The organism is Amedibacterium intestinale (assembly GCF_010537335.1).
Lineage (GTDB): Bacteria > Bacillota_I > Bacilli_A > Erysipelotrichales > Erysipelotrichaceae > Amedibacterium > Amedibacterium intestinale.
Genome location: NZ_AP019711.1, coordinates 1,134,804 through 1,160,045 on the forward strand (window position 1 = coordinate 1,134,804; position 25,242 = coordinate 1,160,045).

Annotated in this window: 23 protein-coding genes and 4 tRNA genes; 10 read left to right on the forward strand and 17 right to left on the reverse strand. The window is 33.3% G+C overall.

What is annotated here, in order from left to right:
* Positions 1-4 precede the first annotated feature (4 nt).
* The 4 genes from A9CBEGH2_RS05885 to A9CBEGH2_RS05900 all read right to left on the reverse strand — a co-directional run bounded on the left by A9CBEGH2_RS05885 (position 5) and on the right by A9CBEGH2_RS05900 (position 3,564).
* Positions 5-754 (reverse strand): N-acetyltransferase, encoded by a 750-nt coding sequence (locus A9CBEGH2_RS05885; protein ID WP_115715313.1) that lies wholly within the window; start codon positions 752-754, stop codon positions 5-7.
* A 57-nt stretch (positions 755-811) separates the two neighbouring features.
* Positions 812-1,711 carry a helix-turn-helix transcriptional regulator gene (locus A9CBEGH2_RS05890; RefSeq protein WP_115715314.1) on the reverse strand — a complete coding sequence of 300 codons (900 nt, stop codon included), beginning with the start codon at positions 1,709-1,711 and terminating at the stop codon, positions 812-814.
* Between the two features lie 135 nt (positions 1,712-1,846).
* A complete protein-coding gene (locus A9CBEGH2_RS05895; RefSeq protein ID WP_115715315.1) occupies positions 1,847-2,818 on the reverse strand; it encodes a helix-turn-helix domain-containing protein in 972 nt (323 codons plus the stop codon).
* Between the two features lie 104 nt (positions 2,819-2,922).
* Entirely contained in the window at positions 2,923-3,564 is a 642-nt protein-coding gene (locus tag A9CBEGH2_RS05900; RefSeq protein ID WP_115715316.1) for an alpha/beta fold hydrolase, read from the reverse strand.
* Between the two features lie 258 nt (positions 3,565-3,822).
* On the opposite strand from A9CBEGH2_RS05900, the gene A9CBEGH2_RS05905 reads away from it, so the two are divergent.
* Entirely contained in the window at positions 3,823-4,434 is a 612-nt protein-coding gene (locus A9CBEGH2_RS05905; RefSeq protein ID WP_115715317.1) for a hypothetical protein, read from the forward strand.
* 301 nt (positions 4,435-4,735) lie between these two features.
* Here the strand turns inward: A9CBEGH2_RS05905 and A9CBEGH2_RS05910 are convergent, their stop codons facing one another.
* The 5 genes from A9CBEGH2_RS05910 to priA all read right to left on the reverse strand — a co-directional run bounded on the left by A9CBEGH2_RS05910 (position 4,736) and on the right by priA (position 10,420).
* On the reverse strand, positions 4,736-4,975 hold the full coding sequence (locus tag A9CBEGH2_RS05910; RefSeq protein ID WP_232057320.1) for a hypothetical protein: 240 nt from the start codon (positions 4,973-4,975) through the stop codon (positions 4,736-4,738).
* Between the two features lie 295 nt (positions 4,976-5,270).
* Positions 5,271-6,116 carry a metallophosphoesterase gene (locus A9CBEGH2_RS05915; RefSeq protein ID WP_115715319.1) on the reverse strand — a complete coding sequence of 282 codons (846 nt, stop codon included), beginning with the start codon at positions 6,114-6,116 and terminating at the stop codon, positions 5,271-5,273.
* An 87-nt stretch (positions 6,117-6,203) separates the two neighbouring features.
* The gene (gene rsmB, locus A9CBEGH2_RS05920) at positions 6,204-7,448 is read right to left on the reverse strand and encodes a 16S rRNA (cytosine(967)-C(5))-methyltransferase RsmB (protein ID WP_115715320.1); all 1,245 of its coding nucleotides are present in this window, start codon (positions 7,446-7,448) and stop codon (positions 6,204-6,206) included.
* Positions 7,445-8,230 (reverse strand): phosphatase PAP2 family protein, encoded by a 786-nt coding sequence (locus A9CBEGH2_RS05925; RefSeq protein WP_115715321.1) that lies wholly within the window; start codon positions 8,228-8,230, stop codon positions 7,445-7,447. Before A9CBEGH2_RS05925 ends, rsmB begins: the two co-directional genes overlap by 4 nt.
* A gap of 15 nt (positions 8,231-8,245) precedes the next feature.
* Entirely contained in the window at positions 8,246-10,420 is a 2,175-nt protein-coding gene (gene priA / locus A9CBEGH2_RS05930; protein WP_115715322.1) for a replication restart helicase PriA, read from the reverse strand.
* A 137-nt stretch (positions 10,421-10,557) separates the two neighbouring features.
* Between priA and A9CBEGH2_RS05935 the strand changes: the two genes are divergently transcribed.
* Positions 10,558-11,340, forward strand: coding sequence for a DUF975 family protein (locus A9CBEGH2_RS05935; RefSeq protein WP_115715323.1), 783 nt, complete (start codon positions 10,558-10,560; stop codon positions 11,338-11,340).
* Between the two features lie 216 nt (positions 11,341-11,556).
* Positions 11,557-13,050, forward strand: a complete 1,494-nt coding sequence (locus tag A9CBEGH2_RS05940) for an IS1182 family transposase (protein WP_163051664.1) — start codon at positions 11,557-11,559, stop codon at positions 13,048-13,050.
* A 126-nt stretch (positions 13,051-13,176) separates the two neighbouring features.
* Here the strand turns inward: A9CBEGH2_RS05940 and A9CBEGH2_RS05945 are convergent, their stop codons facing one another.
* A complete protein-coding gene (locus A9CBEGH2_RS05945; protein WP_115715325.1) occupies positions 13,177-13,383 on the reverse strand; it encodes a heavy-metal-associated domain-containing protein in 207 nt (68 codons plus the stop codon).
* A 91-nt stretch (positions 13,384-13,474) separates the two neighbouring features.
* Here A9CBEGH2_RS05945 and A9CBEGH2_RS05950 point away from each other — a divergent pair, with 91 nt between their 5' ends.
* Positions 13,475-14,041 carry a hypothetical protein gene (locus tag A9CBEGH2_RS05950; protein ID WP_115715326.1) on the forward strand — a complete coding sequence of 189 codons (567 nt, stop codon included), beginning with the start codon at positions 13,475-13,477 and terminating at the stop codon, positions 14,039-14,041.
* 223 nt (positions 14,042-14,264) lie between these two features.
* Here A9CBEGH2_RS05950 and A9CBEGH2_RS05955 read toward each other — a convergent pair whose 3' ends face one another.
* Positions 14,265-15,029, reverse strand: a complete 765-nt coding sequence (locus A9CBEGH2_RS05955; protein ID WP_115715327.1) for a C39 family peptidase — start codon at positions 15,027-15,029, stop codon at positions 14,265-14,267.
* 272 nt (positions 15,030-15,301) lie between these two features.
* On the reverse strand, positions 15,302-16,381 hold the full coding sequence (locus tag A9CBEGH2_RS05960) for an ABC transporter substrate-binding protein (RefSeq protein ID WP_118278035.1): 1,080 nt from the start codon (positions 16,379-16,381) through the stop codon (positions 15,302-15,304).
* Between the two features lie 689 nt (positions 16,382-17,070).
* On the opposite strand from A9CBEGH2_RS05960, the gene A9CBEGH2_RS05965 reads away from it, so the two are divergent.
* From A9CBEGH2_RS05965 to A9CBEGH2_RS05990, 6 genes are all read left to right on the forward strand, one after another.
* Positions 17,071-17,158, forward strand: a tRNA-Leu gene (locus A9CBEGH2_RS05965).
* 10 nt (positions 17,159-17,168) lie between these two features.
* Positions 17,169-17,242, forward strand: a tRNA-Cys gene (locus A9CBEGH2_RS05970).
* A gap of 101 nt (positions 17,243-17,343) precedes the next feature.
* A tRNA-Leu gene (locus tag A9CBEGH2_RS05975) sits at positions 17,344-17,431 on the forward strand.
* Positions 17,432-17,440: 9 nt separating this feature from the next.
* Positions 17,441-17,514: transfer RNA gene (locus tag A9CBEGH2_RS05980), tRNA-Cys, on the forward strand.
* Between the two features lie 133 nt (positions 17,515-17,647).
* A complete protein-coding gene (locus tag A9CBEGH2_RS05985) occupies positions 17,648-18,790 on the forward strand; it encodes an anaerobic ribonucleoside-triphosphate reductase activating protein (RefSeq protein WP_115714678.1) in 1,143 nt (380 codons plus the stop codon).
* A 15-nt stretch (positions 18,791-18,805) separates the two neighbouring features.
* A complete protein-coding gene (locus tag A9CBEGH2_RS05990; protein WP_118277786.1) occupies positions 18,806-21,175 on the forward strand; it encodes a ribonucleoside triphosphate reductase in 2,370 nt (789 codons plus the stop codon).
* A gap of 21 nt (positions 21,176-21,196) precedes the next feature.
* Here A9CBEGH2_RS05990 and A9CBEGH2_RS05995 read toward each other — a convergent pair whose 3' ends face one another.
* The 5 genes from A9CBEGH2_RS05995 to rbr form a co-directional block, all read right to left on the reverse strand.
* Positions 21,197-21,868 carry a sporulation protein YunB gene (locus A9CBEGH2_RS05995; RefSeq protein ID WP_118361737.1) on the reverse strand — a complete coding sequence of 224 codons (672 nt, stop codon included), beginning with the start codon at positions 21,866-21,868 and terminating at the stop codon, positions 21,197-21,199.
* Complete coding sequence (locus A9CBEGH2_RS06000; RefSeq protein WP_118277787.1) at positions 21,840-22,157, reverse strand: DUF1805 domain-containing protein; 318 nt, start codon at positions 22,155-22,157, stop codon at positions 21,840-21,842. The genes A9CBEGH2_RS05995 and A9CBEGH2_RS06000 overlap by 29 nt, the downstream gene beginning before the upstream one ends.
* 73 nt (positions 22,158-22,230) lie before the next feature.
* Positions 22,231-22,902 carry a potassium channel family protein gene (locus tag A9CBEGH2_RS06005; RefSeq protein ID WP_115715332.1) on the reverse strand — a complete coding sequence of 224 codons (672 nt, stop codon included), beginning with the start codon at positions 22,900-22,902 and terminating at the stop codon, positions 22,231-22,233.
* A gap of 11 nt (positions 22,903-22,913) precedes the next feature.
* On the reverse strand, positions 22,914-24,311 hold the full coding sequence (locus A9CBEGH2_RS06010) for a TrkH family potassium uptake protein (RefSeq protein ID WP_115715333.1): 1,398 nt from the start codon (positions 24,309-24,311) through the stop codon (positions 22,914-22,916).
* 149 nt (positions 24,312-24,460) lie between these two features.
* Complete coding sequence (gene rbr, locus A9CBEGH2_RS06015) at positions 24,461-24,997, reverse strand: rubrerythrin (RefSeq protein ID WP_115715334.1); 537 nt, start codon at positions 24,995-24,997, stop codon at positions 24,461-24,463.
* Between the last annotated feature and the right edge of the window lie 245 nt (positions 24,998-25,242).

Here is a 25,242-nt window from a genome sequence, read left to right on the forward strand (position 1 = left end):
TCCTCTACAATAAAAATTTCTTTTTTAAAAAAACTGCATTTAAAAGATGATGTGTCTCAAATTCACCTTTATAAAAAACTGCCCAATTATTAAAGACACAAGGAAGATTTTTCGCTTTTTCTAATGTATCCACCACAATTAGATGAAGTGGGATATTATGCTCATTACAATACTCCTTTACTTGTACAATACTATTTAAAATATACGGACATTGAAAATCATAATAAATGGTTAATTCATTTTCTTTGATACGCAGTTGTTTTGCACATTCTGTAAAATAAGGCTTGTTTCCATCAAAAGACAAAGCCAGCAATTCATATTCTTGTTTCACTGTATCAACAACTTCAAAGCCATAGTTTAGAAAAAATTTCTTATCTGATAAAAATGGTTTTTTCTTTTTTGAACTAAGAACACAAACACCTGCTTTCCCCTTTTCTTTCGCATCCCAGATACAATATTTAAGAAGTTCGTTTGCATAACCTTTTCCCTTAAAAGAACCAGCTACCCAAAGGCAATAAATATACATATAATTATTCCCCTGAATAGGAACCCAAGCTGTTTCTAGTGGTGCATATTCAATAAATACTTTTCCCTGCACATCCAATTTTCGAAAGACATGACCTTCAGTGAATCTTTCCTTTAACCATTTCTTTTTTTCTAATACACCCGCCTGATGTTTTTTATCAGAAATAGCACAACATACATGTTCCCTGTCAATCGTGTCCATTGTTAGATTCATAAATTTTTCTGTCATAAACACTTCCCTCCTTATTCTGTTTTCATTATACCAGAGCAACCTTGACACCCTATGTCATGGTTTATGATATTCCCCTATTTTCTTTGCTTCTTTCCATACAGCATTTTTTAAATATTCTGGTTCCAAAATTTGAACATTTGAACCAAATGAAAGAAGATAACCAAGCAGCCAATCATCAACAGGCAACTTTGTAGAAACGATAAAATCATCATTTTCATCTTTCCTTATTTCTTCTACATCAAATTCATCATAAACGCGATAAGCCATCATTTGCGGAAAACGTAAAACAATCTGCTGAAGTTGTATTTGCTGCTCTTTTTCATTATTTTCTGATGGAAATCGCAAAGGATGAAAGTGTCTGTTTACTTCATACAGATTTATGATACGTGTCAGTTTAAACATACGAAAATCTTTTTTAGATAAGCAATATGCTTTTACATACCAGCTTTTTGCTTTGTATGTTAATTTTATTGGACATATCACTCTATCCTTAATTTCTCCTCGTGTATTTGCATACGTAATACAAAGCATTGTATTCGTAAGGATTCCTTTTTTTAATGTTTCAAATACATGGGAATCTAATGATTTACTTCCCCAGCGTGAAAAATCAACTTCAAGCCAATGATCTTTTTGAACACGAAAGATAGAGGATAGTTTTGAAATAATATCATTTTCTCTATTTTCTGCAATTGCTACACTTTTTAATGCTGTCAAGATTTCGTCTTTTTCTTCATCAGATAAAAACAAACGGTCTATGACATAATCTTCAGCAATTTGGATTCCTCCATTACGACCTGTAGTTACATAAATAGGTACTCCTGCACTGCTAATAACGTCAATATCTCTATATATAGTTCTCACAGATACCTCAAATCTCTCAGCTAACTCTGGAGCAGTTGATTTCCCTTTTTCAAGTAAATAATACATAATTTTAAACAATCTACTTTCCTTCATATAGAACTTTCGCTCCTTTTCTTTCATCATACAAATAGGAACATCGCATGTCAAGGTGGTGTTCTTTCTTTAAAACAAATAAAGGATATATGAAAAAAAGCACCCACACTCTCATGCGCAGATACTTTTCATCCTTTATTTATCCTGTTTATTTTTATCTAATAAATTTAATATATTTATAAATCCTGTTGTTACGATTGCCATGACAGGAAATACGATCCACATAATCTTCCAATTATCATATTCTAATCCCTGCCAAATAAAGAAGAAAGCTGTTAAAGGCATCGTAATCCCCCATAGAAAATCATATTTTGCTGTCTTTCCTTCTTCCGCCTCTTTTATTTTCTTTTGTTCTTTTTCCTTATTTTTATTATGTTTATCAAAATAAACAAAACGCTGATAAGAACTATCTATTATACCAGCTGGTATGATAAGCAATAAGGCAACCGCTACAAAAAGCACAAACCAGACTCCATTTTTATCACTATATTGTGTATATAAAGCATCCATCAAAACTACCACACACAATCCTATGATGCATAAAAATACACCTAAAGTAATCATAAGAGTAAACTTCATTCGAAAGCGGCGATATTGTTCATGCAGCTGATCGATATCTGATTGTTTTACATAGATACGCTCATCCAAATGTTCACATAAGTGATGATCCATCAAACCAGATGCGATAAAGATTGCTACACTAATTGCCACTGCCAACAAAAAGACTGCACCACCCATATCTGAGTTTCTCATCAAAATAGGAAAGCTTAACGCTCCTACAATGAATGCCACACCAAAGGCAATGAAAAATGCGAACCGCTTTTTCCAGCGAAGCGTAGACTCTATCATTTCCATTGTATATACATAAGAGGCATTTCCTTCATTTTCACTTTCTGTATTCTGCACTACATTCTCATTGTTCAACAAATAATCCATAGATACATGAAATAACTTTCCTATTTGAATAAGCTTATCCATTTCCGGATATCCCTGTGCAGTTTCCCACTTGCTCACTGCCTGTCGACTTACACCAAGTTCATATGCCAAAGCTTCCTGCGACATTCCTTTTTCTTTTCTTAACTCCTGCAGTTTTTCATTAAATTCCATGTTGCCACCTCCTGCTTACAGATTAGCATTTTTACTGTATTTCACTACCAATTTATGTTTGCTTTTTGTCAAATACAGGTTGCATCAACCCAAAATTGCTTACTTTATCTATATTTTATATCTTTTTCATCATAAAATGAAGATAATACAGTCGCTAAAGCTTCTGGTGCATCAATATTCACTTCATGTCCCGCATGTTTTATAAAAACAAGATTTGCATTTAACAGTAATGTTTTTAACTGTATAGATGCATTCCTATTCGCCTTATCTTTTTCTCCACATACAACAAGAGTAGGACAAACAATCTTTTTTAAACAGGTTGTAAAGTCCAAATCCATCATAGATTTGGTAAGAGATATCATATCTTGTTTTGAGATTCCCTGTTTTTGAAAAAGGGAATTTGGCAATATATGAAAGACAGTATTTTGAACCTTCAACAATTTCTTTGGCATTTTATACTGTGTTCCAATTAACACCAAAGATGCTACCTTATCAGGATTTGCAGTCGCATAATGCAGCGCAAGAATACCTCCTAATGATAATCCACATAAATGAAGCGGTTCTTGAAACTGTTCACAATAGGATACAAATGCAGAATATAAGGATTCATAATCAGCATCCTTTTTTAAGAAAGAACATAGAGATGGGCAATGCATATTTTCTATCTCCGATATTTTCAAAAATTTTAACACATCATTCCAGCATAATAGATCCTGTCCTAATCCATGTAAAAATATATACGGCATACTCTCACCTCTTGTCATTTAACAATCTGCTAATTTCATTATACAGGAATTTATTCTTAAAGTGAGAATATTTCTAATTCAGATAAATTTTAATGATTAAAATTATTCGTATATTTGAACATAGATTATGCTAATACATATATTGATACAAGAAGTCCAATTATATTCCTTAAAGCAAAGAGAAAGCGTTTCCAAAAAATACTTTCTTTGTTATAATGAAGTTAGATAAAGCAGCTTACTTTTGGAGGTGAAGAACATATGAAAGCTAAGTTAGGTAAAGTTATGACATTGTTTCTGGTGACAGGTTTATTATTTGGGTGCAAAGCAAAATCACAAAACATAACAAAAGTAAATACAGAGGAAGTATCAGTATCCATTATGGAGCCTGCAAAACTTACTGAAAAAGAATCATTTTATCTTAATGCATCTGGTGATAATCTACTTGCCTATGATGCCAAATTCAAAGAGGATATTCGATCCCTTACGTTCAACTTATATAAATACACAGATAAGCATTGGGAAAAGATAGATAAAGGAAATATTCCATTAGATAATACGGGTGATGCTTGGATTGTAGTAAGTGAACATTTATCTGATTTTAAAATCTGTGTAAAAAGAGGAAATAGTATGATTTCCCAGCAAAAAGATCCACTGAAACCTTTATGGGAAGAAGGATATACAGCTGATACAGATGTCGTTCAAAAATATACAATTGAAAAAGATAAAGAATTTCCGGTTGTTGCCTATCGCAGATTTCATGTTGATGATACTTCAGAAAGAAAAGCGTATTTGAACGATTTTCAAAACACAGAGAATATAAAAGCAGATAAAAATGATGAATATTTTATGTTGACCTTTATATTCGAATAATATTATTATAAGGTTGTTTTATAACATATTTTATAATTATTATGACTATATTCACGATATTTATCGTATATCTTTTCTTAACTTGACAAATAAGGGAAATTAAATTTTCTTTGAGAATCACAATACTATCTAATCTGAAAATTACTTCCTTTAGGTATATAAAATTATACAATAATTTTGATTACCTTTTATCAAAAGAAATTAAATCCACAAAAAAGGAGTGTTCGCTTCAAACGCACTCCTTTTTCCTTTTACATGGCTTGTTACAATATTTTTCTAATAGTAATGCAAACATAATGATTTAATCAATAGGCGTTATCCAAGGTAAGAGATATGTAAGGATGTCAAGAATTTTTCCAAATTTTTCACCTGATGCTTTTTCTTTGGCCACATATGCAATTTGGTCTCGGCTAAATCCTTCTTTTTCTAAATTTTCTACTTCTTCTTCAGTTAAATTTTCTTTAATTAGTTTCTCTCGTTCTTCTTCCTCAAACAAAGGCTTATTATTATTTTGAGGTGTCTCTGTTTCTGATTTTTTCATCTTTTCCTCCATTTCCCCACACTTAAAGTTGTGTGGACATAAATAGTTCATCCAAAATTTCTACATACTTATTTGTATTACCTATAGAAAGGTGACACCTTACAGAACATTCAAAGAAAGTAAGACATTATCTTAGATACTTATAAATCGTTTTTATTAATTCTATCATATCCGAAATTCCCAAAATTTATAGTATTATTTTATTCATCTTTCTATGATAAAATTAATTATATAGACCATCTTAACGAAAGAAGTGGAATTTGAACTCTTAAATACGTATGGAAGGCTATCAATATTACTTAGTTTGCAAATCTATCACAATGATTTCTGGTCGATTATTGATACGCAATGGAAGGATACTGTTTCCAAGTCCTCTGCTTACAATCATGGTAGTCTTTTCGTGCGTATATACACCACCATCATATTTTGGGAATAAACCTTGATTTGGTGCTACAATTCCTCCAAGAAAAGGAAGACGAATTTGTCCGCCATGCGCATGACCACTTAACACTAAATCTACCTGTGCATCTGCATATTTTAAAAATAATTCCGGTCGATGAGATAACAGAATCGTATAATCTTCACTCTTTTTATCAGACATCAAATTTTCAAGTGCTGTTTCTTTTGTATCAGTAAAAAGATAATCCGATGTAAAAGCAGGATCTTGTAACCCCATCAATGTTATACTTTCTTTACCTTTTTTCAGTATGGTTTTTTCATCTTCCAAAACAGTGATACCGAGCGCTTTCATTTTCTTCTTTAACGATTCATATTCAGAACTTGCAGCTTCATGATTGCCGTTTACATAATAACATGGAGCAATCTTTTGTGCTTTTTCCAAAAAATCCAATGCGATCGATACATTTGTTTTTCTAGAATCAATTAAATCTCCGCTAATCGCAATCATGTCTGGGTTTTCTTTATTGATCATGCTTAGCAGTTTTTCATTATCATCTCCAAACTGTGCATTATGCAAATCAGATAAATGTACAATACGATACCCTTGAAAAGAAGTGGGTATCTTTTTATTGGCAATGTTTATATGATGCATCTGCAATGCACTGTTTCCCCACCAAAGCCAAACACCTGTAACGATAACCATAACTACAGCCAACACTATTATCCATGTTCTTTTTTTCATATATTTCCTCCATTTTGGATATTATACATTATTCCTAAGGAAATTCTTTTAAGACTTTCTTAAATAAAAAGAAAAGAGGTTGCCCTCTTAACCTTTTCTTTGCATTTTTGCCATATAAAATCCATCGCTGTTGTATTCAAATGGGAAAATCGTTCTTTCTTCTAACAGTATAAAATCCTCATGTTCCTTTAAAAATTTCGCTACTTGTTTTTCATTTTCTTTTTTATTTAATGTACATGTTGAATAAACCAAAATACCACCTTGTTTTACTTTTGCAGATGCACATTGAAGAATACTTTGCTGCAAAGGAAGCAAAGTATCCATATCTTCACTTTTCATATGATATTTAATATCACTTTTTCTTGATAATACACCATATCCACTACATGGAACATCACATAAAACACGATCAAAATCTTCTTTCACTCCATCTAATACGGTCGCATCCATGCATTTTGCGTTTACAATCTTTACTCCTAGACGCTGCGCACTTTCTTCCATAAGTTTTACACGATGTTCATGAATATCTCCACAGATTAGTTCTCCTTTGTTTTCCATTAACTGTGCAATATGCATAGATTTTGTGCCTGGAGCTGCACATACATCTAAAATACTTTCCTTAGGTTTTGGATCTAGGACTTCTGCCACAAGCTGGCTTGCTTCATCTTGAATAGCCAGTTTTCCTTCCTTATACCAGGTTGTAGAAGCAATGGATGTTCCTTTATAAACAACTGCATATTTCGCCAGTTTTCCTTCTTCAAACATAGGATCTTTTAAAACTTCTTCTTTCGTTGTTTTTAAGGTATTCACTCGTGCACTTTGCGGTTTGGTTTCCATATTGCTGAAGCATATATTTTTACAGATTTCTTCTCCATACTGTGCTTTCCACATTTGTACGATCCACTCTGGATGGGAAGTTTCAAGTGCCAGTTTCTCCACAAAATTACCACTAATTTCCTTTTTTCCCTGCTTCATCACATTACGTAATATCGCATTTACCATATTTCCAACTTTTGCATGACTTTTTTTCTTTGCCAGCTCTACTGCATCATTGATAATCGCATAAGATGGTATTTTTTCCATAAACAAAAGCTGATATACGCTCATATCCAGCAATAATGCAATTTTATCATCTGGTTTACGCTTAACAAAATCACTCCACTCATATCGACATAAGCGTGCATTTTGAAGTGTTCCATAAATGATCATTGTCGCAAGTGAGCGGTCTGCTTCCTCTACACTATCCAAATGTTTACGTAAATATAAATTGCTGTATGTATTTTCTAAACAGATTGCACATAATGCCTCCCATGCAAATTCTCTAGCTTTCATAAATACCCTCTCTTTCGAAACCAGTAACGATATACTAAATACATCGTATACGTTATCATAAATCCAACTGCTGTATCACTTAAATAATGAGCTCCCTGTATCATTCTTGATATCGGCATTGCCAATAACAATCCCCAAATAAGAAAGAATTTCCATTTTGGCACTTTCTCATAGGGATTTTCCTTCCATTCCAGAAAACATAAGATAGCAGAGAATGCGGTTGTATGTCCACTGGGAAAAGAAACATTTCCGCTAAACAAACGAATCTGGTACCATGGTACAAACTGCAAAGCATGTTCCAATTGCCGATAGCGAATTCTTCCCCAAACCATTTTTATAACTGTTGTAAGAAGCATCGCACTTAACAAAACACACACATAAAACTGAAACCAGTGTATGCGACGCTTTATAAAATCATAGGAAAGCTGTTTTGTTAGTATATGTAGCAAAAACCATAAGACAATAGCCAATACAGCAACACCACTCCAAATAAACAGGTTATCATAAGATATCCAATATTTTTTTAAATCCCATAAAGCATAGATACATGTGATAAAACTAACTATTTCCCATAATTTATTTCGATAAAAACGTGCAAATATCGCAAAGGAAAAAGATACCATGACAATCAGCGGAAATAATGCGATCTTTTCAAAAAATATTCCGAAATAAGGCATCTTCTTATATAGAAAATCCGTAATTGTATAATCGTAAAATGTTCCAATCACTAATGCTAGGCATCCAATTGCATATGGAAGCCATATCCACTTTTTATTACTCATAAACCACTCTCCTTGTTAATCCAGCATATAAGGGGATAAATCTATATCCAGTCTTGCTTTTTGTTTTGTTTGTAAATGTTTATCATATACATCTTTTACATAATGTATTAAAAGCTGTTCATCTTTTCCTTTTAATAAAATACGGCAGCGCTCTTCATCACGTATCTTATGCAATTGGGCAGGTCCCAGTATTTTACAGTTTTCTTTTTTTGAAAGTATACGCATCGCTGCTTCTACACTTTGCTGTACATCCTGATTATTTTTGGAAGAAAAGACCATAGAAACCAGATAGCGATAAGGTGGATAGCCCGTTAGATGACGATACTGCATTTCCTGTTGAAAGAAAGATAAATAATCATGATGAGCAGCACATTGAATCGCATAATGATTGGGATCATATGCCTGTATGATAACTTCTCCTTTATATTCTCCTCTTCCACTTCTTCCACTTGCCTGTTCCAGCAAATCATACGTCATTTCCGCACTTCGATAATCGCTTCGATTCAACAAGGCATCTCCATTAACAATACCTACCAGTGTAACTTTTTCTATATCCAATCCTTTCGCAATCATCTGTGTCCCTAACAAGATATCTGCATGTCCTTCATCAAAACTTTTTAATAGATTTTCATGTGCATGTTTTCTTGTGGTTGTATCGGCATCCATACGCAAGATTCTAGCATCTGGAAATTTAATTTGGACAAATTCTTCTAATTTCTGTGTACCTAATCCCAAATATCTCCAGCTTGCTTCATGACAGTTTGGACAATGGGTTGGTACGTTCATAGAATAACCGCATGTATGACATTTTAACACTTTTTCTTCTTTGTGATAAGACATAGCAACATCACAATGTGGACACATCTGTACATAGCCGCAGGAAATACAGCGAAGAATAGGAGTATATCCCCTGCGATTCAATAAAAGAATGACTTGTTCTTTTTTTTGTAAACGATCATAGATAGCATCTAATAAAGCATCGCTTAGTAAATAGCTTTCCCCTTTCGCAACTGATTTACGCATTTCTACAATACGAACAGATGGAAAATTTCCATTGATACGATGTGGCATCTGCAAAAGAGCATACACCCCTTTATGTGCTCTGGCATACGATTCTAAAGATGGAGTAGCACTTGCCAGCAAGACTTTCGCATCATGATATTTTCCTCGATATATCGCAATATCCCGACAATGATATCTAGGCGTAGAGTCCTGCTTATAACTTGTATCATGTTCTTCATCCATAACGATCAATCCAAGACGATCAAAAGGCATAAAAACAGCACTTCTTGTCCCTACAACAATTTGTACCTTATGTTCTTTCACAAGCTGATACTGCTCATATTTTTCCTGTGCATTTAATCCTGAATGATAGATTGCCACATGTGCTCCAAAACGCTGTTTTACCCTTTTCACCATCTGCGGTGTTAAAGAAATTTCCGGCACAAGAAGTAAAACCTGTTTTCCTTTTTCAATTTCTTTGCTTGCCAGACGCAAAAAGACTTCTGTTTTTCCACTTCCTGTTACTCCATGTAGCAAAAATACACGATGATGCTTTTCCTGTTCCACCTGTGCAATTACTTTTTTCTGATCTTCCTGTAAGATAAACTCTTCTTCTTTATTTTTTTCTATATTTTCTAGAATAGCTTTCTTTTCTTTTTCAAATACTTCTACAAGACCTAATGCGATAAGTTTTTTACCTGGTATTTTCCATTTTTCATAAAAAACAGAACGAAGCATTTCTTTTTCTTTCTGTAAATCTTCATAGGCGCTTTGCTGTTTAGCAGTTAATTTAGTATCATTCTGCTTACATATTCTTACCCATGCTTCCATACGAATTGACCCATGTGTAGAACTTGGCTTTAACTTTGATGGAAGCATACATTGAAAACAGCTGATTTTAGGGGCAATATATCTTTGTGCCATCCAATTACCTAATTCATATAATTCCTCATTCAACAAAGGAAACTGATCAATTTGTGAGATGATAGGCTTTAGAGTGTAAGGAAAACGACGTACTTCCTCATCACTTATGTCCTCTACTTTTTCCACAAATCCAACGATAGTTTTAGAACCAAAAGGTACTTGTACACGCATACCGCGAGTTAATGTATATCCATCTGCACAATAAGTAAACGTATGGTCCAAATGATGAATTGGATGTTCCACAAATACATAAGCCAGTTTCAAACAATTACCCCCTTTTTTCGTATGCATATTATACCATGTTTTTTTATTTTCAACGCCTATTCTAAAGGATTATAAAAAAATAACAAAAGATATATAAGATATGATAGAATAAAGATAGATAAAAGGAGGAAGCTTTTATGTGGAATCGCAAACAATTAAAAAGCAATGCGAAAGCATTGATGAAACGCTCGTATTTAATGATGTTTCTTGCTAGTTTGATTATCATGGTTTTATCTGGAGATTTTAATACTACCTTTATTGAGACAAACTTTTCTGTTAATGTTCCCTATCAAGATATTACGATACAACTTCCTTTTTATGTAGATTGGTTATCTCCTGAAAAGTTCACATGGATTGTAAATAACTTTTTAAAAATTACTCTTATCACTTCCATCATCTCCATCATTTACACAATTTTCATCGCAAATCCTTTACGTATCGGTAAAGCTCGATTCTTTATATTGAATAGAGAACAAGAACCAAGTTTAAAAGAATTGTTTTCTATATTTGATGGGCAGTATTTAAATATCGTAAAAATTGCTTTCATTACAGATGTCAAAATCATCTTATGGTCACTTCTGCTTATTATTCCTGGAATTGTAAAGTCTTATGAATACAGCATGATTCCTTATATTCTGGCAGAGAATCCATCCTTAAGTACCAAAGAAGTATTCCAAAGAACTTATGAATTAACATCAAATAGAAAAATGGACTTATTTATTTTAGATTTATCATTTTTTGGATGGTTATTGCTGTGTGGATTAACGATGGGTATTGGCTTGGTATTCCTGCAACCATATATGGATGCCACCCAAGCAGAAGCGTATGCTTTTTTGAAAAAAGATAAAGATGGAAATGAAGAAAAAATACCAGGAGAAACCATTCTAGATAAGATGTCACATATCCCTGGAGCAGAATAAAGCAGATGTATGTTTTATCTTCAAAACAGATTTATATTTAAAGCACTTTTCATGAGTGCTCAGACTGTTGACAAAGGTGTCGACAGTCTATTTTTTATATGATAGAATAAAAGAGGCAAAAAGATTCCTATTTTACCCAAAAACATATGGTTCTTTTTGCCTTTTATAATGCTCAAAATGGTATAATAAAAGTGGGTAAAATAGGAGTGATTACATATGGCAATGACAAAAAGAAATGGAAAAAATGATACTATCATACTGAATACAATAGAAGAATTAGTACCACAGGATCATGATGTTAGAATGCTGGAAAGCTGTATCGACTGGAATTTTATCTACCCTCTTGTAGAAAATCTTTACAGTGATGTTGGAAGACCAAGCATAGATCCTGTGGTTCTTTTTAAAATGATCTTCATCAATATTATTTTCGGAATAGATTCAATGAGAAAGACTTGTAAAGAAATACAAGTAAATCTTGCATATCGCTGGTTTCTAGGAATCTCCATGGATGAAAGGGTGCCAAATTATTCTACCTGGAGTCAAAATTATATCCGAAGATATAGTAACAGCGAAGTATTTGAAAAAATATTTGATCAGATATTGAAACAGGCAATCTCTTATGGCTTTGTAGATATGGAAACTGTATATGGAGACTCCACACATCAAAAGGCAAATGCGAATAAAAACAAGTATACAGATGAAGAAGTTGAAATCATGAAGAAAATATATGAAAACGATCTGCTGGATGAGATAAACAAAGATCGCGAGGAACATGGGAAAAAGCCGATAAAATCAAATGAAAAGGAAGAACTGAATTTCGATGAGGAAACAGGAAAGCTGAAAAGGGACATACAAACAAAGCATATCAAAATCAGTAAAACAGATTCGGAGAGTGGCTGTTTCCATAAAGGTGAAAAAGAAAAATGTTTTGCTTATTCACATCAAACATTTTGCGATAGAAATGGATTTGTACTGGCAAGCGTATGTGTTGCGGGAAACGTACATGACAGCGTGTCTTTCTTTTCAGCGTATAAAGTATTAAACGATAAATATATGGATCAAATAAAAAATGTATGTCTGGATGCGGGCTATATAACACCGGCAATATGTAAGACGGTATTAGAAAATGGGCAAAAAATGTATGCGCCTTATAAAAGACCAATGACAAAGAAAGGATATTATAAGAAGTACGAGTATGTATATGATGAAGGATATGACTGTTATCTGTGTCCAAATAATAAGGTGCTTTCATACAGCACGACAAACAAGCTTGGATATAAAGAATACAAATCAAATCCAAAGGATTGTGAGAACTGTCCTTTAAGAGGAAGATGTACATCATCAAAGAACTTTCAGAAAGTAGTGACACGTCATGTATGGGAGGAATACCGGGAGGAGGTAATGGATGAGATAAGACATACACCGGAATGGAAAGAAATCTATCCAAGGCGTAAAGAAAGCATAGAGAGGGTGTTCGCAGACTGTAAAGAACATCACACGTTGAGATATACCAGGTTAAGAGGGCTACAAAAAAATCAGCATCAGTCGCTGATGATTTTTGCGTGTTATAATCTAAAAAGAATGTCCAGATGGAGGTGGAAAAACCTCTCTAAAACTGCACAAAATCTAATAAAAAGCACAATTTTAAATTATTTTAAGAAAAAAGAAAAGCGATACTTGTTTATAAGTACCACTTTGTCAACAATCTGAGCACTTTTCATGAGTGCTTTTCTTTATTATTACACCATGATAAATATATAAAAAAACTGTAAAACAAATTTTCCTGCTTAGGGTACATCTTTGTTTTACAGAATATATTTTGTTATGGATATCTGCTTACATAACATCGTATCCACAATCTTCAATTGTTTCCTGAATCTTTCTTGCATCAAGCAAGCTTTCATCATAAATAACTTCTACTTTTTCTTCTTTGTGATCGGCATGACACTCGTTTGCACCAGATAAAGCTAAAACTGCTTTTGTAACACGAGATTCACATCCTCCACACATCATACCTTTTACATTATATACAATTGTTTTCATAATAGCACCTCCTGTAAAAATATTTTATCACAGACTTCTATTTTCGTATATTTATTTGCCAGCGTTACACGCTATAACCAGGAGGTTTATCATGAAACTAAAATTACTATTCTTATGTTTGTTATTAAGCATTCAGCCCCTGCAGGCCAAATCAAATGAAAGTTATCTTATTGTAAGCAAAGATATGCCTTTTAGTATTATAGCTGTCATAGACAATAAAGAACATGTTACTATGCATATCGTACCCGACCAGCTGATTCTGCCTTATAAGCAATCTACTATACAAGTAAAAGACACAAAAATTACGCAACAATTTAAAGAACTGCTGGAAACAACTTTTCATTTATCTGTAAATCATATCGTTCAATTAAATTTAAAAAATATTTCTGAAGATATGAACGTCCCTTATACAAAAGAGAAGGTTTCCTCTTTTTCTTCCCTGTGTGATTATTTTAAACAGGTAAAAGATCATGTTCGCATACAGAATGTACTGCATTATAGTGATTACTTAAAGAGTAATATGAAAATAAGCGATTATTATGATTTATATAAAGTTTTTAAAAAAGAAAATATAAAATTTGATTATAGCTATCTAAACTACATAATAGAAGAAAACTTTTATCTTCCACTAGATTTAACATTTCATAAAAAGGATTAATATATTCCTTTGAATTTCCAAGGTAAAGAAAGTGAATATCAATTCTAAACTTTATTTACTAAGACCAGTCAATTGTAACAGTTTAGAAGAAATTATCTTTTTAAATAGGATAAAAAAGGCGTTTTTGAACTCTTGTTCATACGCCTTTTTATAGTAACTGAAATTACAACATAATCATATGCAATTTCAATTTATAATGTTGTTTCTTGAATATATAGACAATTTATTCAGGTTCTACTGCGATAAACAAATGATCTCTTTCATCAATGTTATAGTTTTTTTCAAAGAAATCATACATTGTCCAGTTATAATAAAAGCGTTCAGCAGGAATGATTCCATATCCATCTTGATTATGATCGGTAGTATCATAAGAATCCGCAACAATGATCACATCGTCTTGCGTAGTTTCTGTTCCTAAATCATCATAGCCTATAATCGTCTGCCAATGACCTCCCCAGTCATTCCATGCCACCATGACAGGGATACCTTTTTCTAAATATTGACGAATCATATCTAGATTTATTTTTTCACTTGCCTCTTCTTCAGAATAATCGTAGGTTGAATGAATTTTCATTCCTCCAACACCCTCAAAAATATTAATCATTGATCGTAAACTAGTTGCTTCTGCTTCTAATTTATTTGTACGAAAATTCGCAAGTGATTCTTCTGTATAACTTCCTAATTTATCATAATAATTCAAAACCATCAATGCACTGTCAACACCACAACTCCATTCAGATGACTGCTGCAATGTTTTGAAATTACTTAAAATAGTCAATGAATCTGTTGATTTCATATTATAAAAATCTGGGTGTGCATAATAAATAGAGTCTTCATGATCGCCATCTCTTTCAACACTATCTGCACCATCTTCTTTTGATAAATCAATCGGATTATTAATTTTCATTTCATCACTCATATTAACTTTGGCAGAACCACAGCCAGTCAATACAGCTGTAGATAATAACATTAAAAATAATTTTTTCATTAACTTACCCCTCTCACATATAGAACTCTTGTAACTGCTGATTATATTGATAGTATTCAATTTTTATCAGATTTATGTAGCTTTCTTTAGCATATTTTAATACTCTTATTGATTCTACAAATATGTGCTCATAAACTGAGATTTTAACCCGCAATAAGACTGATTTTGTCATCAAATCAGCAATGACCTGCTAAATACCAGCATATTTCAAAGAATCGATTTTATCTATTTGCTGGAATTTCTCAATAATGTCTTCATTTCTTTCAACATCGTTAAGAATTACTTGCGATAACTTTTACTTTACTAAATAATTCAGAAATAGTTTTTCTTGTTTTATCATCATATTTAAATACTTCATCATTTTTATTTCCAGTTCTTGGAATGTACGCATTGATACCTTCATAATCTCCACCTTCACCAGATAGTTCTTCCATAACTTCTTTATTTGGAGAAGTATATCCTACCTCGCTGGAATTATCCATTGCACCTTCATAGCTGGATACAAAGTTAATAAATTCATGAGCTAGTTCTGGATTTTTCGCATTCTTAGGAATGACCATTGCATCACTCCACAAGTTTGTACCTGTTTCTGGCATATAGAATCCCATATTTTCATTTTCACTCATAACATAAGCTGCATCTCCAGAATAAATTAATCCTAAAGCTTTTCTTCCCTGTGCCATGTTATCAATGATCTCATCCGTAACAATTTCAGGCTCCATCGTTTCTACACATTTTACAAGCCATTCATATGCCTCGTTCAATTCTTTATCATTCGATGTGTTCATAGAGTATCCAAGAGCTTTTAAAGCCATCATAAAGCTGTCACGTTCAGAATCATATAAGTAAATATCCCCTTTGTATTTTGTATCAAGGAAGATATTGAACCCTTCTTTTTCCAAATCTTTGATATCCACTTTGGTTTTATCATAAACAATACCAACCGTTCCCCAGAAATATGGAACAGAATAATCATTGTTTGGATCATATGGCAAACCTTTAATACCATCTACAAGTAAGTCCATACAGTTTAATTTACTCTTATCAAGTTTTTGGATTTTATCCTCACTGATCAATCTTTCAATCATATAATCACTTGGCACAAGAACATCATAGCTTTCACCGCTGTCGATTTTAATGTACATTTGTTCATTGGATTCAAAGTTGTCCATAACAACTTTCGCACCTGTTTGTTTTTCAAACATAGGAATGACTTCCTGCCCTGTATATTCTCCCCAGTTATACACATAAAGGGTTTGCCCGGCATATTTTTTATCCTCGTTACTAGAAGCGCATCCAGCCATCCCAAACAGCAGACTTACTGCCATGAAACATGTAAAAAATTTCTTCATTGTAAAACCTCCCCGATGATTCATATTACTAAACTTTTAGTTTCATAAAACGAACAAGCATAATTATACACATTTTATTTTTTTGCACAATACCTTTTTTTGGTATCCAAAATAGCGAAATGAATAAAAAAAGATGCTAAAAAAAGAAACAGAAAGATCAGCGTTATCCTTATTATATATAGGACTATTTTTGAGTTTTAAAAATATGTGATTTTTTGTCTTTTTTGTTTATTTATACTAAACAAAAAATTTTATATTTTTTTCGAAAAAAATAAGAATTTTCTTTGCACTTTTCAGATTTTTTAGATTTAACTTATAAATAACATACTAGAAAAATGATTCCAGCACTTAAATCAAGTACTATTTTTCGTAAAGATTTATATAATTTAAGAAACTTTATCGCTGTTCATCTCACATTAAAACCATATTCCTTTTACAACGATTAAACAAAATAAAACATATCTTTAATCAAAAATATCATAACGATATCACTTATGAATATGAAATTTATTTTATCAATACAATTGAATAATAGGATCATACCAATAAGAAGCAAATACAAAATAGTATTTTTCTAACTTAAATAATTCTGATTTTCAAAATACAATTCATATGGAAACTTTAAATATAAATTTTTTTAAAAAAAAGCTTGCAATTCCTGAGATATATTATATAATATACGAGCACGAGGGGTCGTGGCGAAATAGGCAGACGCAACGGACTTAAAATCCGTTGGGAGTTAATCCCGTGCGGGTTCAAGTCCCGCCGTCCCCACCATTTTTTTTATGGTTCCGTAGCCAAGTGGTAAGGCAATAGACTGCAACTCTGTGATCATCGGTTCAAATCCGATCGGAACCTCCATTTTGATTAGTATGACACGAAACGAAAGTTTCGTGTTTTTGTTATATTCTTAAAAAAAAGCTTGCAATTTTTCAGATATGTTATATAATAAACGAGCACGAGGGGTCGTGGCGAAATAGGCAGACGCAACGGACTTAAAATCCGTTGGGAGTTAATCCCGTGCGGGTTCAAGTCCCGCCGTCCCCACCATTTTTTTATGGTTCCGTAGCCAAGTGGTAAGGCAATAGACTGCAACTCTGTGATCATCGGTTCAAATCCGATCGGAACCTCCATTTTGATTAGTATGACACGAAACGAAAGTTTCGTGTTTTTTTACATTCTTTACATTTCTTTCTTCTATTGTATGTGCGTATTGTGTGTGCTATAATGCAATTAGTTGAAAGCTCAACCAATTGAGGTGATAACATGGATAAAAATAATTATTTTTTAATCAACATTTCCCTCTTGCATCGATGCGGGCAAAAATACTATGATAAACTTTTGAGCGATACAAACATAAATGCTTCTCAGGTCCCCTTTCTAATTCTGATATATGAAAACGAGGGAATCAGCATGCAGGAACTTGCAGCACGTGGCTGTTTCGATAAAGGCACCATTACAAAAAGCATTCAGAAATTAGAAGAAAACGGCTATGTGCAAAGTGTTCCAAGTTTTACAGATAAGCGGATTCGAAATTTATATACAAGTGAAAAAGCAAAGAACATCATACCTCAAATTTATATGATACGCAAACAGTGGTGGGAGCGTTTAACCGCAGGTTTAGACACCAGTCAACAAGAACAATTTTCTTTCTTATTAAATGAAATCAGCGAGAAAGCAAGAACTTATAACGAGGCAGATGAAAAGCAATCACTTCCTATCTTCGGAATTCAAAAATTAACGCTTCTAGATTATCCTTCAAAGATGGCTTCTACTTTATTTTGCGGAGGCTGTAATATGCGATGTCCGTTCTGTCATAACAAAGGCCTTGTATTTTTAGATGAGACAATGCAGAAATTAGATAACGATGACATTCTTTCTTTTTTAAGAAAAAGAAAAAACATCTTAGAAGGAGTATGTATCAGTGGCGGTGAACCACTTCTTCATGATACTTTAGAGCCATTTTTACGTATTCTTAAATCCTTTGGATACTCCATCAAATTAGATACAAATGGAAGTTTTCCTGAACGTTTAAAAGATTTGATTGAAAAAGGTTTGGTTGATTATGTTGCCATGGATATAAAAAACTGCATATCCCGTTATGAGGAAACGTGTGGTGTTAGTGATTTTGATGTTACACCAGTAAAAGAAAGTGTTTCTTATCTTATGGAACATCGTATTCCCTATGAATTTCGCACAACACTTGTAAAGGAATTTCATGATGAAAAAGCCATTCAAGAAATTGGTGAGTGGTTAAAAGGAGCAGACCACTATTATCTTCAAAACTTCAAAAATTCTTCCAGCGTCATTCAAAGCGGACTACATAGTTTTGAACCAGATGAACTATATGCATTTAAAAAAATTTTAGAGGAAACTATACAGCAAGTAGATATTAGAGGAATTGATTAGAGAGGAGCAATGTATATGTATCGGGTTATTAAAAGAGATGGAAAAATTGTAGATTTTAATATTTCAAAAATTACACAGGCAATCACCAAAGCTTTTACTTCTGTAGAAAAGCCATATCATCCAGATGTTATTGATATGCTGGCAATTCGTGTTACCAGTGATTTTGCGAACAAGATTCACGATAACAAGATTTCTGTGGAAGATATTCAGGATAGTGTGGAAAATGTTTTAATACAGGCTGATTATGCAGATGTTGCGAAATCGTATATTTTATATAGAAAACAAAGAGAAAAAGTGCGTAATATGAAATCTACGATTTTAGATTACAAAGAACTTGTGAACAGCTATGTTAATGCGACCGATTGGCGTGTAAAAGAAAACTCTACGGTTACCTATTCTGTTGGCGGTCTTATCTTAAATAACAGTGGGGCTATTACCGCAAACTACTGGTTATCTGAAATTTATGATACTGAAATTGCCAACGCCCACAAAAGCGGTGATATGCATATCCATGATTTAAGCATGTTAACAGGATATTGTGCAGGCTGGTCATTAAAACAGCTAATACAGGAAGGTTTAGGGGGAGTAGAAGGCAAGATTACCTCAAAGCCTGCAAAACATTTAGCTACTTTATGTAACCAGATGGTTAATTTTTTAGGTATCATGCAGAATGAATGGGCTGGAGCGCAGGCATTTTCTTCCTTTGACACTTATCTTGCCCCTTTTATTAAAGTTGATCAATTAGATTATGAACAAGTTAAAAAATGTATAGAGTCCTTTATATATGGTGTAAATACACCAAGTCGCTGGGGTACGCAGGCACCTTTTTCCAACATTACACTTGATTGGGTCGTACCTGCAGACTTAGCAAACCAGCCTTGTATTGTTGGTGGAAAAGAAATGGATTTCACATATAAAGACTGTAAAAAAGAAATGGATATGGTCAACAAGGCATTTATTGAAGTCATGCTGGAAGGAGATGCAAATGGAAGAGGATTCCAATATCCAATTCCTACCTACTCTATCACTTCTGATTTTGACTGGTCAGAAACAGAAAACAATCGTCTTTTATTTGAAATGACTGCAAAATATGGTACTCCTTATTTTTCTAACTACATTAACAGCGATATGGAACCAAGCGATGTACGAAGCATGTGCTGTCGATTACGTTTGGATTTAAGAGAGTTACGAAAAAAATCTGGAGGATATTTTGGAAGTGGAGAAAGTACAGGTTCCATTGGGGTTGTTACGATCAATCTGCCACGTATCGCATATTTAGCAGAGAATAAACAAGACTTTTATGTTCGATTGGATCGTTTAATGGATATTGCGGCACGTTCTTTAAAAATTAAGCGAGATGTTGTAAGCAAACTTCTTAAAGAAGGTTTATATCCTTATACAAAACGTTATTTAGGTAGCTTCTCCAATCACTTCTCTACGATTGGTCTTATTGGGATGAATGAAGCCGGTTTAAATGCGAAATGGCTGAGAAAAGACTTAACCCATGTAGAAACACAAGAATTTGCGAAAGAAGTCTTAAATCACATGCGTGATCGTCTTGTATTGTATCAAGAACAGTATGGTGATTTATACAATCTAGAGGCAACACCTGCAGAATCAACAGCTTATCGTTTAGCAAAACATGACAAAGAACGTTATCCTGACATTATTTGCGCAAACGAAAATGGGGAAGCTCCCTACTATACAAACAGTTCTCATTTACCGGTTGGATTTAGTGATGATGTATTTGAAGCTTTGGATATTCAAGATGAACTTCAAACACTTTATACATCTGGAACAGTATTTCATACATTCCTTGGGGAAAAACTTCCTGACTGGAAAGCTGCAGCCTCTCTTGTTCGAAGCATTGCACAAAATTATCGTTTACCATACTATACGATATCCCCTACGTACTCCATTTGTAAAACACATGGATATTTAAGTGGTGAACAGTACCAATGCCCTATATGTAAAGAAAAAACAGAAGTATGGAGTCGTATTACTGGATATTATCGCCCTGTTCAAAACTGGAACGAAGGAAAAGCACAGGAATTTAAAGATCGTACAGAATACAAAAGCAGCAATCAGACTTTTGATGAAAGCTGTCATCAATTAAACGCTTCAAAAACAATTCAAACCTTAGAAAAAAACAAAAAAGCAGACACACTGCTTTTCACAACACCTACCTGTCCAAATTGTCCTGCCGCAAAAAAAATGCTGGATGATGCAGGAATCAACTATACCGTAATTAACGCTATGCAAAATAAAAAACTTGCGATAGAATATGGAATATTGCAGGCACCTACCCTTCTTATTTTAAATGGTGAACAAAAAAGTATGTATTGCGGTTTAGAAAAGATCATAAAATATATTCATGAACAGTAAGGAGCATAGAAACATGCTCCTTTATTCTTTATAAGTGTTATAACTGGGTACTTTCCCACTAATTACTTGAACAACCAAAGGTATTTCACTGCTTTCTTTAAACGGAGTGATTGACATCATCGTGATGGCTTCTGCTTCAATTTCTACTTTTAATATGATAGATACAAGAGAACTATTTACCCCATATGGTTCTATTTTGGTTTCTATTTCGCCTCCCACATCATTAAACATACGAATATGAACTTTAAGTTTAGGTCCTTTATTCGCAAGAAAAAATATATTGCTTAAAGAACCAATTGGAATCTCATACACAATTCCATCCTCATAGTAAACAGATTGCGTAACAGGATCCTTTTTTCCATCCTGTGCAGCCTTTAATGAAGTATCAATCGTATCCAAAGCTTCATATAAGAGTTGATTTAATTGATAAGAATCAAAAACAACCTGCGTTATCTCGCCATTTTCCCCTATTCTTGTCTTATACAGGTTCTCTGGATCATACTCTAGATTATTTATTACCTGTTTCACAATATTGTTGATCGCAAAGCCTGCATGTTGACGTGCAAGTGCATTTAACTGCGGTTCTATACAGCGATTAAAAACTAAAAACATGCCGTATACAAGAAAACCTGCAACAGCCACAATAAGAGTTCTTTTAACATTTTTATATTTTTTTATGCGTACTCTTCTCACAAAGAAGCAAGGCTTCCTTTCCTTTCATAGCGGTATTTACCCCTATTTTCTGTGCAAAACCATTATATGATACAACTTCACTATCAAGTAAGTTTTTAAAACCCAAAGAACTCTTTACCAATATAAGCGCTACTTTTTTATCTAAACGATCAAAATATTCTTTAGAAAAGCAGAGCGGAGCCAATATAACATGCATGGAAACAAGAAAATAGATAGGATATTGCGGCAATTTCATATAAATACCCAAAAAAGAATATTTCTCAACAGCAATACTGTGTATTTCTATCATGATTTTCCTCCTATACACAAGTATATGTATATACCACAATAACTTTGTCAAAAAAAAGAGCGCTTCTTACGCTCTATTCTATAAAATCAAGTTGTCCAATTTCATCAGAACCACTAACAATCACAATATGATCCTGGGCTTCAATACGATAATCAGGATCTGGACAAACATTCATATGATCTTCTAAATATCCACGAATCCCAATAACATTAATACCATAACGTTTACGCAAATCAAGTTCAATCAGCGTTTTTCCAACCCATGCACCCGGTGTTGGAATTTCCACAACACTATATTCATGGTCTAGGTCAACAATATCAACGATATTTTTACCCAATACGCTTTTCGCAACCATTTCTCCCATTTCTTTTTCAGGACGAACAACCTTATTTGCACCTAATTCCTTAAAAATCTGCATGTAACGTTTATTTTTAGCTTTTGCCACAATATAAGGAACCCCTAATTCTTTCAGGTTAATGATTGCCATTACACTTTCTTCCAAATGAGAACCCATACTAACGATTGCAATGTCACAATCCTGTATACCTGCCGCTCTTAACTGGTTGATATCTGTAATATCGCACTGTATTGCCTGTGTTACAATATCCGCCATGCGATCCACACATTTAATATCTGTATCTACCGCAATAACTTCACAGTTAAATTTACTTAATGTTTTCGCAACTGTTGAACCGAAAATCCCAAGACCTAAAACCGCATATTGTCTATCTTTATATTTTTTCATACCCATTACTCCTAACCTACAATAATATTTCCTGTTGGATAAGAAACCTTATTTGACGCTGTATTGCCTGATTTGTGTCGTAAAATCGATATAAGAAGCGTAGAAATACCAATACGTCCAATATACATCATCATTATAATAACGATTTTTCCCAAAGACGTCAAATCCGCTGTAATACCTAAGCTTGAACCTACTGTTGCCAGTGCACTGGCTGCTTCAAAAGCAATTTTTATAAACTGTGCATTTTCTACGATACAAAGCAAAAATGTACCTGTTAATAGTGTTAACAAATTCAAAAAGAAAATCCCCATCGCATGTGTTACTAAATTTTGTCCGATTGTACGTTTCCATACAACCATTTTCCCATTCCCTTTCAGGGCACTCACAATATAGATAACAAGCAATGCTACTGTTGTTGTTTTTACCCCACCTGCTGTTCCACCAGGAGAACCGCCAATAAACATGACCACGATCATCAGCAGCGATGTTGCACTTTGAAGTCCGCTGTAAGCAATCGTTGAAAAACCAGCTGTACGCAAGGCGATGGACTCAAAAAAAGCTGTCATTACTTTTTCAGGAAAAGTAAACGTCCCTAGTGTTTGAGGATTCTTATATTCCAATATAAGAATTAATAGAGCAGGTACAAGAATTAAAACTGCACTTACAAACAATACAATTTTCGTATGCAAAGACAAAGAATGACGGAATTTATGAAATGTTATCTTCCTTTTTAATAAATCTTTAATTTTATCTCGCATATCAAACCAAACCGCAAACCCTATACCACCAATAACAATTAATGCCATTATTGTCAGACAAACAAGTGGATCATGTGCATATGCCTGAAGACTTGTCGAACCAAGCGTATCAAACCCAGCATTGCAGAAAGCAGAAATAGATAAAAATATAGATTTAAAGATTCCATCCCACACTCCATAATCCGGAATCATACGAAATGCAAGAAGAATCGCTCCTACACCCTCAAAAATAAGTGTGTAACGAAGAATATCCAGCAAGAATGTTTTTGTATTCCATAAATTTTCCTGATTTAACATTTCACGAACAACAATTTTTTCATTTATAGAAAGCTTCCTTCTTGTCGCAATAATAAAGATTGCCATAAATGTCATCAAACCCAAACCGCCAACTTGAATCATCGCAAGAATAACGATCTGACCAAATAAATTAAATGTGTCCGCAACCGTTACCGTTGACAACCCTGTAACACACGTAGCACTTGCTGCTGTAAACAAGGCATCTAACGGGTTAAAAAATGAACCATCCTTTGTTGAAATCGGCAAAGTCAAAAGAATCGCACCACTCAAGATCACAATCAAAAAACTAGCCGCAATCTTTTGCGCAGGAGACATTTTTTTAAACCCTAATGCCGAGTGAATAATATTCGTCATAATGTATATGTATCACCTAATAATCCTTTCTAAATTAGAAAACTTGATGTATTAAAATAACATATCACATACATTGTACACATTTAAAATAAATTTACAACATCAAATTTAAATTTAATATAAGAAAAGAGCCTTTCGGCTCCTTTAAATTAATAATTTTCTTTTCTAACTTCAAAATATGCACGAGGATGATTACATACTGGACATACTTCTGGAGCAGTTTTTCCTTTGTGCAAATGTCCACAGTTCAAGCATTCCCACACAATTTCTTCTTCTTTTTCAAATACAGTTCCATCTTCAATATTGCTCAATAATGCCGCATAACGTTCTTCATGAGTTTTTTCAATTGCTAATACACCTTCCATAACAGCTGCAATTTCATTAAATCCTTCTTCACGAGCTTCTTTAGCCATACGTGCATACATATCTGTCCACTCGTAATTTTCACCAGCTGCCGCATCTTTTAAATTTTCCATAGTATCTGGCATACCATTATGCAGCAGTTTAAACCATAGTTTCGCATGTTCTTTTTCATTGTTTGCAGTTTGTTCAAAAATGTTGGCAATCTGTACATAACCTTCTTTTTTTGCCTTAGAAGCATAGTATGTGTACTTGTTTCTAGCCATTGATTCTCCAGCAAAAGCTTCCAGCAAATTCTTTTCTGTTTTTGTACCTTTTAAATTCATGATTTTCCTCCTTCTGTGTGTTTTTTCACACTTTATGATTTCTTACTATTATTATACACCTTTTTTTCTAGTTCGTATACGACAGGTCATATTTTTTATTTTTAATATTTTATGTCTCTTTTTAAAAAAATTAACTGAATTTTCTAATTATTTTTGAAAATTTATGATCAATATTAATTTTTTTAATAAAATTTCTATACTTTTTTTTAAAAATGAAGTAATATTTCTATATAGGAGGAATTTTT

Coding starts and splice junctions, on each gene's coding strand:
- A9CBEGH2_RS05915 (WP_115715319.1), bottom strand. CDS start 6,116: ATGAAAAAAAGAACATGGATAATAGTGTTGGCTGTAGTTATGGTTATC.
- rbr (WP_115715334.1), bottom strand. CDS start 24,997: ATGAATTTAAAAGGTACAAAAACAGAAAAGAATTTGCTGGAAGCTTTT.
- A9CBEGH2_RS05905 (WP_115715317.1), top strand. CDS start 3,823: ATGAAAGCTAAGTTAGGTAAAGTTATGACATTGTTTCTGGTGACAGGT.
- A9CBEGH2_RS06010 (WP_115715333.1), bottom strand. CDS start 24,311: ATGACGAATATTATTCACTCGGCATTAGGGTTTAAAAAAATGTCTCCT.
- A9CBEGH2_RS05935 (WP_115715323.1), top strand. CDS start 10,558: ATGTGGAATCGCAAACAATTAAAAAGCAATGCGAAAGCATTGATGAAA.
- A9CBEGH2_RS05950 (WP_115715326.1), top strand. CDS start 13,475: ATGAAACTAAAATTACTATTCTTATGTTTGTTATTAAGCATTCAGCCC.
- A9CBEGH2_RS05895 (WP_115715315.1), bottom strand. CDS start 2,818: ATGGAATTTAATGAAAAACTGCAGGAGTTAAGAAAAGAAAAAGGAATG.
- A9CBEGH2_RS05960 (WP_118278035.1), bottom strand. CDS start 16,381: ATGAAGAAATTTTTTACATGTTTCATGGCAGTAAGTCTGCTGTTTGGG.
- A9CBEGH2_RS05910 (WP_232057320.1), bottom strand. CDS start 4,975: ATGAAAAAATCAGAAACAGAGACACCTCAAAATAATAATAAGCCTTTG.
- rsmB (WP_115715320.1), bottom strand. CDS start 7,448: ATGAAAGCTAGAGAATTTGCATGGGAGGCATTATGTGCAATCTGTTTA.
- A9CBEGH2_RS05890 (WP_115715314.1), bottom strand. CDS start 1,711: ATGAAGGAAAGTAGATTGTTTAAAATTATGTATTATTTACTTGAAAAA.
- A9CBEGH2_RS05985 (WP_115714678.1), top strand. CDS start 17,648: ATGGATAAAAATAATTATTTTTTAATCAACATTTCCCTCTTGCATCGA.
- A9CBEGH2_RS05945 (WP_115715325.1), bottom strand. CDS start 13,383: ATGAAAACAATTGTATATAATGTAAAAGGTATGATGTGTGGAGGATGT.
- A9CBEGH2_RS05940 (WP_163051664.1), top strand. CDS start 11,557: ATGGCAATGACAAAAAGAAATGGAAAAAATGATACTATCATACTGAAT.
- A9CBEGH2_RS06005 (WP_115715332.1), bottom strand. CDS start 22,902: ATGAAAAAATATAAAGATAGACAATATGCGGTTTTAGGTCTTGGGATT.
- A9CBEGH2_RS05990 (WP_118277786.1), top strand. CDS start 18,806: ATGTATCGGGTTATTAAAAGAGATGGAAAAATTGTAGATTTTAATATT.
- A9CBEGH2_RS05925 (WP_115715321.1), bottom strand. CDS start 8,230: ATGAGTAATAAAAAGTGGATATGGCTTCCATATGCAATTGGATGCCTA.
- A9CBEGH2_RS05885 (WP_115715313.1), bottom strand. CDS start 754: ATGACAGAAAAATTTATGAATCTAACAATGGACACGATTGACAGGGAA.
- A9CBEGH2_RS05900 (WP_115715316.1), bottom strand. CDS start 3,564: ATGCCGTATATATTTTTACATGGATTAGGACAGGATCTATTATGCTGG.
- A9CBEGH2_RS06000 (WP_118277787.1), bottom strand. CDS start 22,157: ATGATAGAAATACACAGTATTGCTGTTGAGAAATATTCTTTTTTGGGT.
- A9CBEGH2_RS05955 (WP_115715327.1), bottom strand. CDS start 15,029: ATGAAAAAATTATTTTTAATGTTATTATCTACAGCTGTATTGACTGGC.